Consider the following 15706-nt stretch of genomic DNA (forward strand, 5'->3'; position numbering starts at 1 on the left):
CGGACCGCCGCGTCCATTTCGCGGACGCGCCGCGGTCCGATGCGCGCGCTGCGGACCTCGAGCGGGCAGCGGAGCTTGGCACGGCAGTTGCCTCAGGTGATTCGGATCGAGGGCGTCTGGAGCGTCGCCCTCGCCATTCCATCCATCCCTGACGAGTCGACACCATGCAAACCACCCTCCTCGCCCCCATCGCCCTCTTCGTCCTCAGTACCTCGGCCCTGGCCCAGGAAGTGACCTTCACCGGCAAGGTCGAAGACGTCAGCGGCACCACGAACCAGTTCGTGCTCGGCTGCACCGACACGCAACTGACGAGCGCCTTCTTCAACCTGAACCTCTTCGTCGGCGAGCAGGTCCAGATCACCGGGCAGTGGAACGGTTCCGCGGCCAACCCTTCGGTCGCGGTAGACGCCATCAGCGTGGTGCCCGAGGTGTTCGAGATCGGCGGCGGCACCAAGATCGGCAAGACCTCGACCCTGGGCTTTACCGCCGCGCCGGGTTCGGGGGCCCTGGGCTTCATCTCTCTGAACACGTCCTTCACGCCCTTTGGCGCCGAAGGCGTGATCTTCATCGACCAAAGCCAGATCGTGCTGAGCGCCAGCGGCACCGTCGGCGGCGCGGGCGTCCTCCAGATCCCGTTCCAGATTCCGAACAGCCCCGCCCTCGTCGGGCTCGACATCTACGGCCAAGGGGCCGTTGTCGCGGGCGGACTCGTGAGCCTCACGAACCCCGACTGCAAGACGATCGACAACTGATCGACGACAACCGGCCCGCGGGGGCAGGGTTCGCAGCGAGCCCGTTCGGCGGTCGGCGCGCAAGGGCGTCGACCGCCGGATTCGTTCGCGGCCAACGCCTCGCGCCCTTTGGAGCGTGGCGAGGGAACCGACCGAGTGGTCCCTCGATTCGGCGACAGCGCGAAGTGGCGAAGGAGCGCTTCTCCTCCACTTCCTGCGCGATTCTCGTCATCGCCTCCTTCGGGCTCTACTTGGTCGACTTCTTGGTCGCCCTTGTCGAGGCCTTCTTGGTCGTCTTGGAGGCCGCCGTCGTCGCGACCTTCTTCGTCGCCTTCTTGGCTGCCTTCTTCGTCGTCTTCTTGGCCGACTTCTTCGTCGCCTTCCCGACCGAGCTCGAGACCGCCTTCGTCGCGGCCTCCTCGGTCGCCTTGCCGCGAACCTTCGTCGTCGCCTTGCCGGTCGACCGGCTCCGCCCGGCGGGTGTTCCCGCGAGACCGGCCAAGTAGGACTTCAGGAACTTCGCCGCCGTCGCCCGCTTGATCGCTCGGCCGAGGACCTCCAAGGGCACGTCCTCGAGCTTCTTGAAGCGCACGCAGGACTTGCCCATGTCGAGGCGCTTGCCCGTTGCCTTCCACTCCTTGGCGAAACGCTCGGCCTCGCCGGGGGCGGTATAGATGCAGAAGAGATAGATCGCCAGGTGGTTCTTCTGCGACGCGATGCTGGCGAACGGCAGGGGCTGTGTGGGATCGCAGTGGTAGCCCGCCGGGAAGACCGAGTGCGGCAGGTAGTAGCCCACCATGCCGTACTGGATGCCCTCCTCGAACTTCGGGTCGAGGTTCGCCTTGATCGTCGCTCGCACCGCTTCCATAGCGGCGCGGCGGTCGGCGGGCAGGGCGGCGAGGTACTGCTTCACGGACGAGGGACGGTCGGCCATGGGCGCAGGATACCGATCCGGGCCGGGGCCGGGCGCGGTCAGCGCACCCGACGCAAGACCACCGCTTCCCAGGCGTCCAACCACTTCGGCACGCCCGCGGGGAAGCCGTGTAAGTCGACGTAGTGGCTGCCCTCGGGGGTTGCTGATGCATCGATCGGCGACCTGTCGGCCGAGAAGTTCACCAACACCAGGACCTCGCTGGACCCGCTCGAGCGACGGAAGGCCAGCACCGCCCGCGCCCCCTCGAGCTCGATGAACTCCAGCGTCCCCTCGCCCGCGCCATGGCCCAGTGCCGGCTCAGACCGCTTCAAGGCACACAGGCGCCGATACAAGTCGGCCGCGGGATCCGCGCGCCAGGTGATCAGATCCTTCTCGAAGAAGTCGAGCCGCTGGTCCAGGCCCGCCTCCTGCCCGCTGTAGATCAGCGGCATTCCCGGAAGGGTGAAGGTCAAGACCGTGGCCAACTCCCAGGCCGGCCCGAAGCGGTCGACGGCGAGGGTCTCCCACGAGTTCCAGTCGTGGTTGGTGGTGAAGTGCATCCGGAACGCGCCGACGCCTGCCTCGGCCAAGCGGGCGCGGTCACGCTCCACGTGATCGCGCACGACCGCCGCTCGCCCACCGGCCGCGGCGGCTTCGATCGAGGCAGCGAAGTTCCAGCCGTAGGTGGCGTCGAAGCCCGCCTCGTAGAGCCATTCCCGCTCCCCCTCGGCGAGCATGAACTGCGGTCGTTCCGCGCGCAGCTCCGCGATGGCGGCCCTCCAGAAGTCCGCGGGCACGAGCTCGGCCACGTCGCAGCGGAACCCGTCGATGCGGCACGCGCGCACCCAGTGCAGCATCGCGTCCGTCATCGCGCGCCGGGTCGAGGGCTCGTCGTAGTCGAGACCGATCACATCCGTCCAATCCGGGTTCGGGGGCACGAAACCGCCCTCCGGCCCCGCCCTGAAGCGCTCGGGGTGGCTCCGGGTCCAGACGTGATCCCAAGCCGTGTGGTTGGCGACCCAGTCGAGGATCACGGCCATGCCCAGCCCGTGGGCGGCGTCGACCAGCTCACGCAGGTCGTCCTCGCTGCCGAACTCGGGGTTGACCGCCATGTAGTCGGTGGCGGCGTAGTAGCTGCCCAGGCTCCCCTTGCGGTGGAGCACTCCGATCGGATGGATGGGCATCAGCCACAGGATCCCGACCCCCAGCTCCGCCAGCCGCGGCAGGTGCTCGCGAAAGGCGTCGAAGGTCCCCTCGGGGCTGAACTGGCGGAGGTTGACCTCGTAGAGGGTCCGGTCGGGGGTGTTCACGATGGCGGTCGAGCGGGGTTTCGTCGATTGATCCAGAGTGGGACCCAGCCCCGTCGGAACCGTCGCCGATCGCGCTTCGAGCGTCGTCGAACGGGTCGGGCGAGGTGGTCGTTGCGGGCCAACTGCGCCGCGGGCCGGCGAGAGAGCCTAGCTACATCGGTCGCCAGGACCAGCGCGCCCGGGATCGGCCCCGCCGCTCAGCTCGGGAAGACGGCGGCCGCACCCTCGACGATGCGCGCGACGGCGGGGTGGGCGATCTTGCGCTCCGGCGAGATGGCCCAATAGCGCTCCGTCACCGTCGGCAGCACGCCGAGCGCGCGGACCCCGTAGCGCTCCACGATCTGCTCGGCCACTGCCGTCGGCCCGGGAAAGGCGCCACGACCGGCCTGGCCGAAGACCTTCATCAGCGCACTGTCGTCGAACTCGGCGACCGTGCGCGGTCGCAGTCGCTCGGACTCGAACCACCGATCCAACGAGGCGCGCACGGCGCTCTCGCGGGAGGGCAAGAGGAAGGGCGCACCGTCCAGGGAGCCCGGGAAGCCCGGTGCCAGGCGCGCGGCGAGCTCGGGGCTGGCGAAGAGCGTCGTCGTCGAGGACCCCACGCGGTGGCTGCGAGCCCGCACGTCGAGCCCCGGCGCCAGGGCCACGTCCGAGAGCACCAGATCCAGCTCGTGCACGGCCAGGGCCGCGAACAACCTGCGGGGAGAATCCTCGCTGAGCACGAGGTGCACGTCGTCGTCCTCGGAGAAGGCCGAGTCCAAGAGGGCGAAGGCGATCAACTTGGCCATCACGTCCGCGATCCCGACCCGCACCACCTGACGGCGGCCGAGCGACGATCCACGCACCACTTCGACCAGCTCGCGACCGGTGCGGAAGATCTCGCTCGCGTAGCCCTCGACCAGCTTGCCGGTCTCGGTCAACTCGAGACGCCGGCCGCGGCGCAGGAACAGCGGCGTCCCGAAGAAGGCCTCGAGGCTCTTGAGCTGCATCGAGATCGCCGGTCGGCCCACGTGCAGCTCCTGGCTGGCGGCGGCGATGCTGCCGGCCCGAGCCACGGTCCAGAAGTACAGCAGGTGGTGGTAGTTGAGCCATTCCATGGTCGCGATCGTTCAGGTAAACCGACGCTCTCGTTCAATCAATGGGCTACAGACTGAATCGAGATCGGTCGTAGATTGCTCCGTGCGGGGAGCGCGATGCTCCCGGCTTGATGCAGACGCCCGATGACCGCCACGCGAGCCCAGATGCGAGTTCGCCTCCCGTCGGAATCCAGCCCCGGGAGGCTGGCCCGTTGCCGCCTGACCTCGCTCGAGGCCAAGCGACGACGACTCCGGCGCTGGTTCGTGGACGAGCTGGCTCAGTTGATCGCCGACGACGACGGCATGCCTGCGGGAGCGCCGGCGCGACTCGACGAGGTACTTCGGGCAATGAACGAGTTGGACGGCCATCTGGCCACCTACCGAAAGGACCGATGAATCTCGAACTTCGATCGCGAGGGGTGCGGGTCACGCGGGAGCTGCGGGAACACGTGGAGAAGCGGCTGCACTTCGCCCTGGGCAGGTTCGCCGACCGACTGCACCGAATCCGCGTCGACCTCCAGGACGTGAACGGTCCGCGCGGAGGCGAGGACGTGGGCGTCCGCATCCGGGCCGAGATCCATCCCGGAGGCGTGCTGATCGTGGATGAGCTGCGCGAGTGTCCGTTCAGCGCCGTGGCCTCGGCCAGCGACCGCATTGGCCAGAGCGTCGCCCGCCGCATGAAACGAGTGGTCACTCGCCGCCGCCGACGGTCTGCCTGACCGGCGGCGCGCCGACCCACTGTGGAACTCGAGGACGCCCGCTAGCGCCGGCGGCCCTCGATCGAAGGGACGAAGCCGGGCGCTGCTGATCCAGCGGCGTCCGGCTTCAGCTTGATCCGGGCCACCGCGGCGGAGCTCGACCACCTCACGAGCGGCGAACGGATCGCGCCGTCTGTCCTGGAGCTTGGCTCGAGAACGTTCGACCGATGCCTTGGACCGGTCGTCGACGCAGGCGAGCGCTGCGATCATCGGACCGGCGGCGCGGGCGCGGCGTCGAGCGCGGACGAAGAGGCCGCTAGCGTTCCACGGTGACGTGCTCGGGGCCGTCTCCCCGGCCTCGCGAGTCCGGGACGAGTTCGACGGCCGGACCCAGAATCCACCTGCGCTGGAGCCCAAGTGGCCGCAACCCGCGCCGACTCCCGAGCCACCCGGTGTTCGGCCCGGCGGCCAGGCCGCACCAAACCGGATGTCAGGGTTGTCATGTCGCGTCGGCGAAGATCCGGGCCTACTGGTTCCTGGAACGCGCCCACATGTCGCCCGCCACTCCGCGGGTCGCTTCGGGCGCATGTTGAACCGGAGACCCTCCCCTTGAAGCACCAGCTAGTAACCCTCTCGGCCCTCGCCTTGCTCTCATCCGTCGCTGCGGCGATGGACACCGTCGTTGCCCCCGGCCAGAGCATCCAGGCGGCCATCGACCTGTCCCAGAACGGCGATCGCGTGCTCGTCCAACCGGGCACCTACTTCGAGACAATCAGCTTCGACGGAAAGGGGATCGAAGTCATCGGCACCGGTGGCGCCGAGGTCACGATCCTCGACGGCGCGGCGGCCGGACCGATCGTGCGCTTCTTGCCCGGCCAGGACGCCAGCGCCCTGCTCCAGGGCTTCACCGTCACCCACGGCCACGCGGCCTTGGGCGCGGGGGGCATCAACTCGGCCAGTGCGAGCCCGCGCATCGAGGACTGCACGATCCGCAGCAATAGCGGCAAGTTCGGCGGCGGCGTGTCGGGCAACCCGACCATGCGGCGCTGTGAGATCGCGGGCAACAGCTCGTCCCTCAGCTACGGTGGGGGCATCTACGGCGCCCCGCACCTGTACGAGTGCGTGATCGTCGACAACAGCGCGTCCGGGGCCGACGGCGGCGGCATCTACCTGACCGGTGGAGTCTGCAACGTCACGGACTGCGTCGTCGCCGCCAACCGGGTCGTCTTGGGCGATCCGGCCAGGGGTGGCGGCATCGCGGTCCACTCCAGCGCCGTGGCCACGATCGAGCGCAGCGTGATCGCCGACAACGCGGGCTTCGGCAACATCTTCGGCTCCTATGCCGGTGGCATCTGGGCCACGCCGTCGACCACCATCGACAGTTGCACGATCGTCGGCAACCGCTCCGTCTCCGGTGGCAACACCGCCGGCGGCGGCGTCTGGGGGGCGACGACGATCCGGAACACGATCCTGCGCGGGAACGAGCCCGACCAGCTCGCGAACAACCCCACGGTGGCCTGGTCGAACGTCGAGGGCGGCTACGCCGGGCTCGGCAACTTCGACGCCGACGCGCTCTTCGTCGCGCCCACGGCCTCCGCGGACCTGCACCTCGCGTCCGCGTCGCCCTGCATCGACGCCGGCAATCCGAGCCAGGTCGACCCCGACGGGACGCGCATCGACGTGGGTGCCTTCCCCTTCGCGACCCTCTATCCGCGTGGCAACACGGCCGCGGCGGATTGGGTCGCGCCGAGCTGGACCGAGCTCTCGACGACTACCGGCGGGCTGCACGCCCTGCGGATCTCCCTCGAAGCGGCGCACGCCGGTGAGCCCTACTTCCTGCTCGGCAGCTTCAGTGGCACCACGCCGGGCCTGGTGCTCGACGGACAGACCCTGCCGCTGGTCGTCGACGCCTACACCAGCCTGACCCTCGTCGCCCCGGCCGCCGCCGGTCTGGCCGGATCGATCGGGATCCTCGACGGCGACGGCCGCGCCGAAGCCACGCTGACCCTGCCCGCGGGAGCCGTGACCAGCCTGGCCGGCGCGACGATTCACCACGCTGCCCTGACCATCGACCTCGCCATTCTCGCGGTCGGTGCGACGACGAACGCGGTGGCGCTGCAACTGCTGCCGTGATCGCCGGTCGGGATTCCGCGCTCGGGTCCTGAGCGCGAAGTTCGGCGGCACCTGCCCGGCCTCGAGCCGCCTGCAGGTGCCGCCGAACCGTAGCGGCCGACCCTAGTGTCCTGGATCGGAAATTCGGCGTCACTGCCCGGAGGTCCGATCGATGCTGGCTAGGCGCGCCGACGACGCGTATCCGCTGCGATACTCCGAGGAGGCGCTGGCGACGCCAGCGGCGATCGGAGCCCGGGAAGTGACGCCGAACTTCTGATCCAGGACACTAGCCCCGGGTGCCCTGTGCGACGGCGCGCTCGAGCAGGGCTGGCACGAGGTCCACGTAGCGCGCGATCCCGCGCTCGAGTTCGCCGATGGCGATGCGTTCGTGCTCGGTGTGCGCGTCGGCGATGTCGCCGGGCCCCATCAACAGGGGCTGACCCCAGGCGGGCAGGTAGGGGGCGTCCGTGCCGAAGGCCACGACCTCGGCCGGCTCGCCCTCGGGCACCAGGAACTCCACGGGGCCGTAGCGCACGTGGACGTCCAGCTCCACTTCGCCCGATAGGCCACCGCGCAGGCGAGCCTCGACCTCCTTCGGGCCTTCGACGGCGCGCACCAGGAGGTCGGCGTGGGCCTCGCCGGCGACGACGTTGTCGGCCACGCCCCCCGCGATCACGCCGACGTTCAGCGAGCCCGCACCGAAGACCGGGTGTTGGCCCCAGTCCTGCCCGATCAGTCGCGCACAACAACCGACGAGCGCGTGCACCGCCGAGGGCCCGCGCGGATCCGAGGAGTGCGAGGGCACGCCCTTGGCGCGCAGGGCGGCGCGCAACATGCCCTTGTGACCGCGCACGAAGCGGTTGCCGGTCGGCTCCCCGACGACGATGAAGCTCGGCGCCTGGTCGAGCTCGAGGGCTCCGGAGACCAGGGCACGCTGGGCGGCCAGGGCACCGTCCGAGTCGACCTCCTCGCCGACGGTCCAGAGCAGGCCGAAGTCACCCAGTCCCCCGTCGACCAGCCGGCGCGAGGCCTCGGCCATGGCAAGGGCCACGCCCTTCGCGTCGCAGGCCCCGCGACCGTGGACGTGGGTGCGGTCGGCCCGCGCTCCGAACCAGGGCGGGACCGTATCCAGGTGCGTGCAGAGCACGACCCGCGGCGAACCGACGCGGGCAAACAGGCTCGCTCGGCCGGCACCCACGTCGATCGGCTCCACGTCGAGCCCCCGCCGTTCGAGGGCGCGCCGGGCGAGGTCTGTGAAGGGCGCCTCGGTCCCGCTGACGGACGCTACCTCGATCCAGTCCAGGAGCTCGGCGACCAAGGCCGATGCCGCCGGTCCGGTGCGACCCACTCCTGTTCGGTGACCCTCCATCGGCGTGAGGCTAACCGATCGAAGGTTCGGCGACTGGGGACCTCGATTCTCGGTCACCCCAGCGCGCACTATCCTGCGCCCATGATCGCTCGAGTCCGCGCCGCCATCGACACCGCCGACCTGGAAGCCCTACGGTCCTTGATCGCCGCCGAGCCGGAGCTGGCGGAGGCCGACGTGCACTTCGGCGAGGGTGGTAAGAACCGGGTGCCGCCCCTGCACTACGTGTGCGACGCGGCCTTCGAGGGCAAGCTCGACCAGGGCCAGGCCCTCGAGCTCGCGGACGCGCTGCTCGCCGCCGGGGTCGATCCCGAGCGCGCCTATGCCAAGTCCGGGGACACCTTCCTGATCGCGGCCGCCAGCCTGGGGGTCGAGAGTGTCGCCCTGCGCCTGGTGGAGCGCGGCGTCGATGTCACCGGACGAGGTTTGTTCGGCGCGACGGCGCTGCACTGGGCCGCCCACATGGGACTGGCGCGCTTGGTGGAAGCCCTGATCGCGGCCGGAGCCGACTTGGACCAGCGCGACGACAGGTACGAGGGCACGCCATTGCACTGGGCGCTGCACGGTTGGACCGAGCATCGCGCGAGCCAACGCGATCGCGTCCCCGCGGCGGTGCGAGCGCTGCTGCGCGGGGGCGCGCGCCTGCCTGCCGACATCTGCAACGGCCTGGGGCCCGGCGACGACGAGCTGCGGCGCGCCTTGACCGAGCCCGTGTGATCTGGCTTCGGCCCCGTTGCGCCAAAGGGGAGCCCCCGATCGGCGGCGGCGACCGACTCGAGCCAGGGTCGACTCCCGCTGTAATCGATGCGGATTCGGTTCAGTAGCCGCTCAAGACAACCGTCTCGCGGTTGCTGAGCTGCAGCGCGGGCCCGAACAGGGCCTGCAGCTCGACCACGGCTCCGACCAAGGCAGGGACGGCGGGCACCGCGATCGGATCACTGGCCGTCCCATTCGGATCGAACGCCCCGGACTCGATCCCGACCAGAGTCGTGAGGTCGATCAAGAGGGTCCCGAAGGGCGGCAACGGCAGGTCCGTGCGCGCGGTGGCGAGGGCCACCTGCCAGGTCGTGTGGTCTGGACTCCAAAGGTCGAGTACCAAGTCCTTGCCGACCCGCGGAAGAGCGCGCCACGCCAGTTGATGGGTGCGCTCGAGCGCCACCTGCAGGCGAACATCGCTGGCCAAGAGCAGGTCGGGTGCCCCGTCCCCGTCGAGGTCGGCGAGAGCCAGGTCGGTCTGCGGGCCGGACGGCGACAGACCCGCGAGGGGCGCGGCGGTGAACGTCCCCAGCCCGTCGTTCAGGTGCAACAGCGGACTGGTCGGGTCTCCGAACGGGCTCGTCGCGGGCAGCCCCGGCAGGAGCAGGTCCACGTCTCCGTCGAGATCGACGTCCCCCACTCCAATGCCTTCGGTCACGTTGAGTGCCGCGCCGAGGCCCGGGCTGTCGACCAACAGGCCGAAGCCCGTGTTGATCCACAGACGATCTTGGGCACCGACTGCGCCCGCTCCGTTGCCCACGACCACGTCCAACGCGCCGTCGCCGTTCAGGTCGGCGAGGGCGAGGGAGTAGCTCGCGTCCGCTTGCCCCGGCAGCAGGGCACTGACGTCCACGAGCAGCCCTCCCAGATTGCCGATCAACAGGTTGGGCGCACCACTGCCGTCCCCGGCAGCCGCCGCGAGCAGGTCTGGATCGCCGTCGCCGTCCAGGTCCCCGGCCACCACGTCGTGTAGACCCGCCGGCAGGGTCGGAAGCGCTCCGCTCGCGTCCACGAAGGTGCCGCTTCCATCGCCCAGCCACAGGCGCCCGCCATCACCCACGAGGACGGCGTCCAAGTCCCCGTCACCGTCGATGTCGGTCAACACCCCTGCGCGCAGGGCCGTGCCCACCGCGGGCACCGGAGCCGGCGCGAAGGCTCCGCCACCGACCGACAACAGCAGCACCGGATCGGCCGCTCCGCGGCAGAGCAAGAGATCCAGGTCGCCGTCGCCGTCCACGTCGCCCGTGGCGATGTCGAGGGCCCCAGCCGAGGTCAGCACGACCTCGGGCTCGAGGTCGCCACCACCGCCGTTGGGAACGAGCACGGTGCCCTCCGCCCGCGCCAGGATCACGTCGAGGTCCAGGTCCCCGTCGACGTCGATCGTGGCGATCGCCCGCGGCGAGCGGGGCGCGGCGCGCCAGCCGGCGGACGCGTCGGCGAAGGTCCCCGCGCCGTCGTTGAACGCCGGACGCAGGGGTGCGCCATGGCCGCCGCGCAGCAGGTCGAGGTCCCCGTCGGCGTCCAGGTCCACGAGCTCGATGAAGGTCGTCCGCTCACCGTAGCCAACCAGGGCGCCTACGGCTTCCGTGAAGACCCCGCCGCCGTTGAGCAGCAGTCGATCCGCTCCATCGGTCGCGCCAGGTCCGTTGCCGACCACTCCGTCGGGGTCTCCGTCGCCATCCACGTCACCAATGGCCAGGGCTTGACCCAGATCCGCGTCCGCAGGGAGTGCGCCCGTGGCTTCGGTGAAGACGCCCGCACCTCCATTCGACAAGAGTTGGTCCGCGCCTTCGCGTACGAGCCAAGCATCCAGATCCCCGTCGCCATCGGCGTCCAGCAGCTGCAGGTCATTCGCGCCGACCGTCCCTACGGGAAGTGCGGCCGGGTCGACGGGATAGCCACCCAGGCCGTCCTCGCGCGCTACCCAAGCCTGCGAGCCGACGAACGGCACGACTCCGGAGCCGAACAGGTCCATGGATCCGTTGCCGTCGAGGTCACCGACGCGGGCCAGGGAGGTCGGTGTTGTGACGACAGCGCCCCCTCCGCCCGCGAAGGAGATGTTCAGGTTGCCGCCGTTGGTTCGCAGCAGGTCCGCGCGGCTGTCCCCGGCGACGTCGACCAGATCGACGAACACGGTCGAGTCCGTGACGAAGAACTGCGCCTGGACGAAGTTGCCCGTCCCGTCGCCGACGAAGAGCTTGTCGCGCCCGCCCGCGTGGCCGTCGGCGGCGACGATCAGGTCCGTGTGGCCGTCGCCGTTCCAATCGCCCGCACCGATCGACGGACAGAAGTCCGAGAAGATGTCCAAGCCGGGGACGGTCGCGAGCAGGGCACCAGCCCCATCGTTCCCGTAGCGCGCCAGCATCGGCCCGGTCAGGAAGTTCGAAAGACCGAGCAGCACGTCGGGCCGTTGGTCCCCATCCAGGTCAGCCATCACCCCGCACAGGGTGTTGGGCGCATCGCCGGGCGCCGCGCCGTGCAGCTCTGCATAGGTCTGTGCCGCGGCGGTTGCACTGCAGGCTACGGCGAGACCGAGCGCCCGAGCGAACCAGGTGGACCGGCGGGCATCGACGAACATGCGGTCGAGCGAGGGCGGAAGGTCGAATCGATTCATGGCGGATCTCCTCTGCGGGGTGTTCGCCGGCGGGGCCGAGCAGTCCTGCGTGACGATCAGACCAGGATCCGGGCCGGACGGCGTGTGGACCCGGTCAATAATCGGACCCAGGACTCCTCAGACCCGGTCGGCTCGGCCGAGGATCGTCCGCCGAGCCCGTGGCCCGCCCCACCCGCGCCCCCGTACCCTGCGCCCATGGCCGACCGCCGCATCACCCTCGAGACCGCCGCGTTCCTCGACTCGCCCCAGGCAGCCGCCCTGCGCGGCATCTCCGCCGCCGATCGGCGCACGGTCTCAGAGCGCCTGCTCGAGGCCATCCATCGGGACTTCGGGCGCGACCCGGCAGAGCTCGACGGCGAGGCCCTGCGCGACCTCTTGGGCACGGTCCTGCCAGGGCGCTTCGCCCCGCGCGATCCCCTCGCCGCCCACGTACCCGCGGTGCTCGAGGCCTACCTCGCCCACCTGCGCGAGGTGGCGGTCGTGACCCACGCCTTCGAGCTCTCCATGGCCGTGGATCCGGGCCTCGAAGCCTTCGCCGCCGCCGTCGCGTCCGGCGCAGCCCCGCGCCGCACCACCGCCCGCGAGTCCAAGCCCTTCGAGCACGGCGCCGCCAAGACCGGCCGCAACGACCCCTGCCCCTGCGGCTCCGGCAAGAAGTTCAAGCAGTGCCACGGCAAGCAGGGCTGAGAGCGGCCCTTCGGGATGCGCGCGGCGCCGATAGCGGCGCGTAGGCGACGGCAACCCCATGAGGCGGTGGTTGTAGAGGCTGTAACGCGTCGCCTGCGACGGTGTAGGCGACCGCGACCTTCCAGCGCGCGGCCGCCGCGCTCCGTGAACGACATCGTTCCCCGGAGCGCGGCGAGCCCTCTCAGTTCACTGACCGAACCAGTCCACCAGAAGCGCCACACCGGGCACCGGGATCGACTGGGTCCCGGCCAGGAAGGGGTCGGTGTCGTAGGGGCGGAGGTTCGCTTGCAGATCGATCACGTCGACCACGCCACCGCCCTGGCTCGAATCGGCGACCGCCGCGAACAGGAAGTGCGGCTCGCGCGTGGGCAGGATCTGGATCCCCGCCTGGCGCACCAGGGACTTCGAGTTGACGGCGATCGGTTGCGCGGCCGCGAAGGCCGAGGCCGGGGGCCGCAGGCCGCCGAGGTTGACCAGCTCGTCGAAGGAGATCGAGACCGGGATCCCGGTCAGCACTTCCTCGCCGATGGAAGCGCTCACCGCCAGTTCGAGCTTGCGATCGGCGAGCGTCGTCGGGCTGCTACCACCGACGGGCAGCGGACCAAGGGTGCGGGTCGTCAGCTCGAGGCGCGTGAGTGCCCCGCCCTGTTGGCCGCTGGCCACGCCGGTGGCCGGATCCAGCGGCTGCTCGTGGGCGACCCACACCGCGCCGCTGAGCGAAGCCGGGTCGATCCGCAGGTCCTTGGGCGAGGCCAGGGACAGGCCGTCGACCGAGAGCACACTGTCGGACCCGATGGCGTTGATCCCACCCGGTCCGGACTCGTACACGCAGACGCGCCCGTTGCGTCCCAGGACGTAGGCGAAGTAGACGCCGCGGCCCAAGCCGAAGTTGGTCTGCCGGTTGCCCACCGCGATCGCGAAGGGCTGACGCACCTGCGCAGCCACAGTCGAGAGCACCTTGCGGACCTGCAGGTTGAAGGCGCTGATCACGACCAACTCGTGGGTGGCGCCGTTGACGACCAGCACGTCCTCGCCGTCGGGTTGCCAGACCACGTCGGAGATGCCCGGAGTCAGGTCCACGCTCGACACGACTTCATGGAACATCGTCGAGGCGGGGTCGATGTCGACGAAGCTGACCCGCCCCATCGACTGCGACGTGACCGCCAGGAGGTTCAGGTTGGGCGCGACTGCCAGATGGGTCGGCGCGCCGACGTCGATGCGATCGAGGACCGTGAAGCGGTTCGAGTTGACCACCACGACCTCATCCGCCATGGCGTCGACCAGGTACAGGAAGTGGCCGACCTGCTGCCGGATCTGGTAGGGCTCGCACGCCGCGACGCTCGTTTGCGAGTCGCCGGGCCCCTGGAAGAAGGCCGACTGGGCCCCGGCCAACAGGTCGCCGGGCGGCACGCCCTGGGCCGGAACCCCCAAGGGGTTGGGGCCGGGCACGAGCAGGTTGGAGAAGATCGCCGAGACGACCGAGGTCGGCTCCTGGGCCCCGATCAGCGGCGCCGAGCAGGGGGCCGGGAAGACCAGCGGGGGCGGGTTGGGGTGCGGCGCCCAGGAGATGATGTTGCCCACGCCGGGGCTCGGGTTGGAGAACTGCCCGGGAAGGGCCGGGACCAAGCCATCACCCGAGAGCACCGGGTTGACCAGCTTGAGCCCCGCGGTCGCGCACAGGTTGGGCGTGCCCGACTGGCAGCCGAAGGGCGGCGGACCGTTGTTGAACACCAGGTCGAGGGGCTGCCCCAGGGCCATGTCCGCGATCGAGTCGACCTGCGGCGCGCGCAGCAGGCGGTCGTCGAGGTTGGAGTCCAAGGTCAGGGTGAAGACGCCCGCCGAGCCACCGTTGAAGGTGCAGTTGCCCGGCGCGAGCGGCGGCGTCAGCAACGCCCCCTGGATCGCGAGGTTCGGGTTGTTGGGGTAGTTCGAGTTGCCCTTCACGATCGGGTTCGCAGGGTCGAAGGTCGGGTTGCCGGTGCCCGCGCCGAAGCCGTTGAGATCGATCACCGAGACGCTCGCGCCCCCGTCGGCCCGAACCACGTAGATGGCGTCGGGGGCCACGGGCGCGTTCACCAGGCCCACCCCCTGGCCGACGTCGAAGAAGCTCGAGACGGCCTGCTGACCCGTGTTCTGCGCGAGGTCCTGGAGCGCTGCGGTGTCGAGCTGCACGTCGACGGATGAGAAGCCGCCGCAAGCGCCCCCGGCGCCGCCCATCCCGGGCAGGTCGTAGGCCAGGTCACAGTGCCACGTCGCGAGGTCGTAGGGACCGGCCGGCAGGATCGTGAACGGGACGCTGATCTGATTGCCCAGCGGCCCGAAGGCGATCGACAGGGCCGGCGACAGGCCAGGGGCCGCGCCATTCGCCAACTGGCCCAAGGTCGCTGGCTGTAGGGACTCGGTGAAGGTCAGGACGACGTCGGTCGACGGATCCACATCGACCGCACCCTCGGCTGGCTCGATCGCCGGCTCGCCGCCACTCGCCGTGGGCAGGTGCAGCAGCGCGGGTCCCTGCTGGTCGGCGCCCACCGTGGTCGAGGCCAGCACCGGCTCGCCCAGGGTCGCCCCCTGCTGCGAGGTGACCTGCCCTTCCAGGCGCAGGGCCAGTTGCGCCCCCGCCGGGAAGGTCTCGTGGGTCGACAGGTCGCCGTCCGTGTCGGCCACGAGCACGAGGCTGCTCGGCGCGATCAAGACCTGCGCGCCGGGTGACGAGCCGCTCTGCGTGTAGGGGAAGCCGACGCCCTGCGGCGTCAGGGCCAACAGGCCCGATGCCCCCGCGCTCGGGCCCACGTGGGTCTCCAGCAACAGCTTGCCGGGGGTGGCGGGATCCGGGTTCAAGTAGCCCTGCCCGCCGACGAACGCGGCCGCGCCCACGGGCGTCGAGAGGCCGGTCGCGGGATCGATCGACACCAGGCTGAGGCCCGACTTCAGCGGACTCGCGGCGCCCGCATCGGCGACGAGCACGGATCCGACGTCCAGCGCGCTCGAGAACTCCACCACCAGGTAGTGGTTCCCCGCGCTGCCGTCGGGCAAGAGCGCCGCGTTGCCGAAGACGGCGCCGGGCAGGACAGGGTTGGCCGGCGCCAGGTTCTCGACGAGGTCGGCTACCGATCGGATCTCGATCACCTGGGAGCCGGGGCCGCCGCCCGCGAGCTTGAAGATCCGGTGCGGCAGGATCGATCCGAAGCCGTTGCCGACCTGGACCAGGTCGAGTTGAGGCCCGCCGCTTTGGGGCGACGGAGCGAGCGAGCCCGGAGCTGAGTAGGCGAGGGCGGTCGGGGCAGCGACCGTCACAAGGAGTGCAGCCGCTAGGGATCGGCCGTGGGAAGAGTGCATGGCAGCCTGAAACGAGAAAGCCTGGCGCCCAGATCGTGAGCGCCCGTGGGGTGGCGAGGGGGGGCAGCCCAGGCTAGGTCCAGGAGCGAGGTCGAGTCACACCCGCG

The 15706-nt window shown here is 70.3% G+C and carries 11 protein-coding genes and 1 pseudogene; 6 read left to right on the forward strand and 6 right to left on the reverse strand.

Annotation, left to right across the window (positions count from 1 at the left end; all coding sequences use genetic code 11):
• Positions 1–164 precede the first annotated feature (164 nt).
• Entirely contained in the window at positions 165–752 is a 588-nt protein-coding gene (locus Pla133_RS16660) for a hypothetical protein (protein WP_145067256.1), read from the forward strand.
• Between the two features lie 226 nt (positions 753–978).
• Here the strand turns inward: Pla133_RS16660 and Pla133_RS16665 are convergent, their stop codons facing one another.
• From Pla133_RS16665 to Pla133_RS16675, 3 genes are all read right to left on the reverse strand, one after another.
• The gene (locus Pla133_RS16665; protein ID WP_145067258.1) at positions 979–1665 is read right to left on the reverse strand and encodes a DUF1801 domain-containing protein; all 687 of its coding nucleotides are present in this window, start codon (positions 1663–1665) and stop codon (positions 979–981) included.
• Between the two features lie 38 nt (positions 1666–1703).
• On the reverse strand, positions 1704–2954 hold the full coding sequence (locus Pla133_RS16670) for an alpha-amylase family glycosyl hydrolase (RefSeq protein WP_145067260.1): 1251 nt from the start codon (positions 2952–2954) through the stop codon (positions 1704–1706).
• Positions 2955–3151: 197 nt separating this feature from the next.
• Positions 3152–4051 (reverse strand): LysR family transcriptional regulator, encoded by a 900-nt coding sequence (locus Pla133_RS16675; protein WP_145067262.1) that lies wholly within the window; start codon positions 4049–4051, stop codon positions 3152–3154.
• Between the two features lie 123 nt (positions 4052–4174).
• On the opposite strand from Pla133_RS16675, the gene Pla133_RS26420 reads away from it, so the two are divergent.
• The 3 genes from Pla133_RS26420 to Pla133_RS16685 all read left to right on the forward strand — a co-directional run bounded on the left by Pla133_RS26420 (position 4175) and on the right by Pla133_RS16685 (position 6861).
• On the forward strand, positions 4175–4426 hold the full coding sequence (locus Pla133_RS26420) for a hypothetical protein (RefSeq protein WP_419195397.1): 252 nt from the start codon (positions 4175–4177) through the stop codon (positions 4424–4426).
• Entirely contained in the window at positions 4423–4749 is a 327-nt protein-coding gene (locus Pla133_RS26425) for an HPF/RaiA family ribosome-associated protein (protein WP_419191627.1), read from the forward strand. Before Pla133_RS26420 ends, Pla133_RS26425 begins: the two co-directional genes overlap by 4 nt.
• Before the next feature lie 588 nt (positions 4750–5337).
• Positions 5338–6861, forward strand: coding sequence for a right-handed parallel beta-helix repeat-containing protein (locus tag Pla133_RS16685; RefSeq protein WP_419191628.1), 1524 nt, complete (start codon positions 5338–5340; stop codon positions 6859–6861).
• 265 nt (positions 6862–7126) lie between these two features.
• Here Pla133_RS16685 and Pla133_RS16690 read toward each other — a convergent pair whose 3' ends face one another.
• A complete protein-coding gene (locus tag Pla133_RS16690; RefSeq protein WP_145067268.1) occupies positions 7127–8209 on the reverse strand; it encodes a M20/M25/M40 family metallo-hydrolase in 1083 nt (360 codons plus the stop codon).
• A gap of 81 nt (positions 8210–8290) precedes the next feature.
• On the opposite strand from Pla133_RS16690, the gene Pla133_RS16695 reads away from it, so the two are divergent.
• Positions 8291–8923 (forward strand): ankyrin repeat domain-containing protein, encoded by a 633-nt coding sequence (locus Pla133_RS16695; RefSeq protein ID WP_145067270.1) that lies wholly within the window; start codon positions 8291–8293, stop codon positions 8921–8923.
• A gap of 100 nt (positions 8924–9023) precedes the next feature.
• On the opposite strand, the gene Pla133_RS16700 is transcribed toward Pla133_RS16695, so the two are convergent.
• Positions 9024–11576 carry an FG-GAP repeat domain-containing protein gene (locus Pla133_RS16700; protein ID WP_145067272.1) on the reverse strand — a complete coding sequence of 851 codons (2553 nt, stop codon included), beginning with the start codon at positions 11574–11576 and terminating at the stop codon, positions 9024–9026.
• A 612-nt stretch (positions 11577–12188) separates the two neighbouring features.
• Between Pla133_RS16700 and Pla133_RS16705 the strand changes: the two are divergent.
• Positions 12189–12263 (forward strand): annotated as a pseudogene (locus Pla133_RS16705) (SEC-C metal-binding domain-containing protein); the annotation flags it as partial.
• A gap of 186 nt (positions 12264–12449) precedes the next feature.
• On the opposite strand, the gene Pla133_RS16710 reads toward Pla133_RS16705, so the two are convergent.
• A complete protein-coding gene (locus tag Pla133_RS16710) occupies positions 12450–15599 on the reverse strand; it encodes a YncE family protein (protein WP_145067274.1) in 3150 nt (1049 codons plus the stop codon).
• Positions 15600–15706 lie beyond the last annotated feature (107 nt).

The sequence above is a fragment of the Engelhardtia mirabilis genome (assembly GCF_007748095.1).
Taxonomy (GTDB): Bacteria; Planctomycetota; UBA1135; order UBA1135.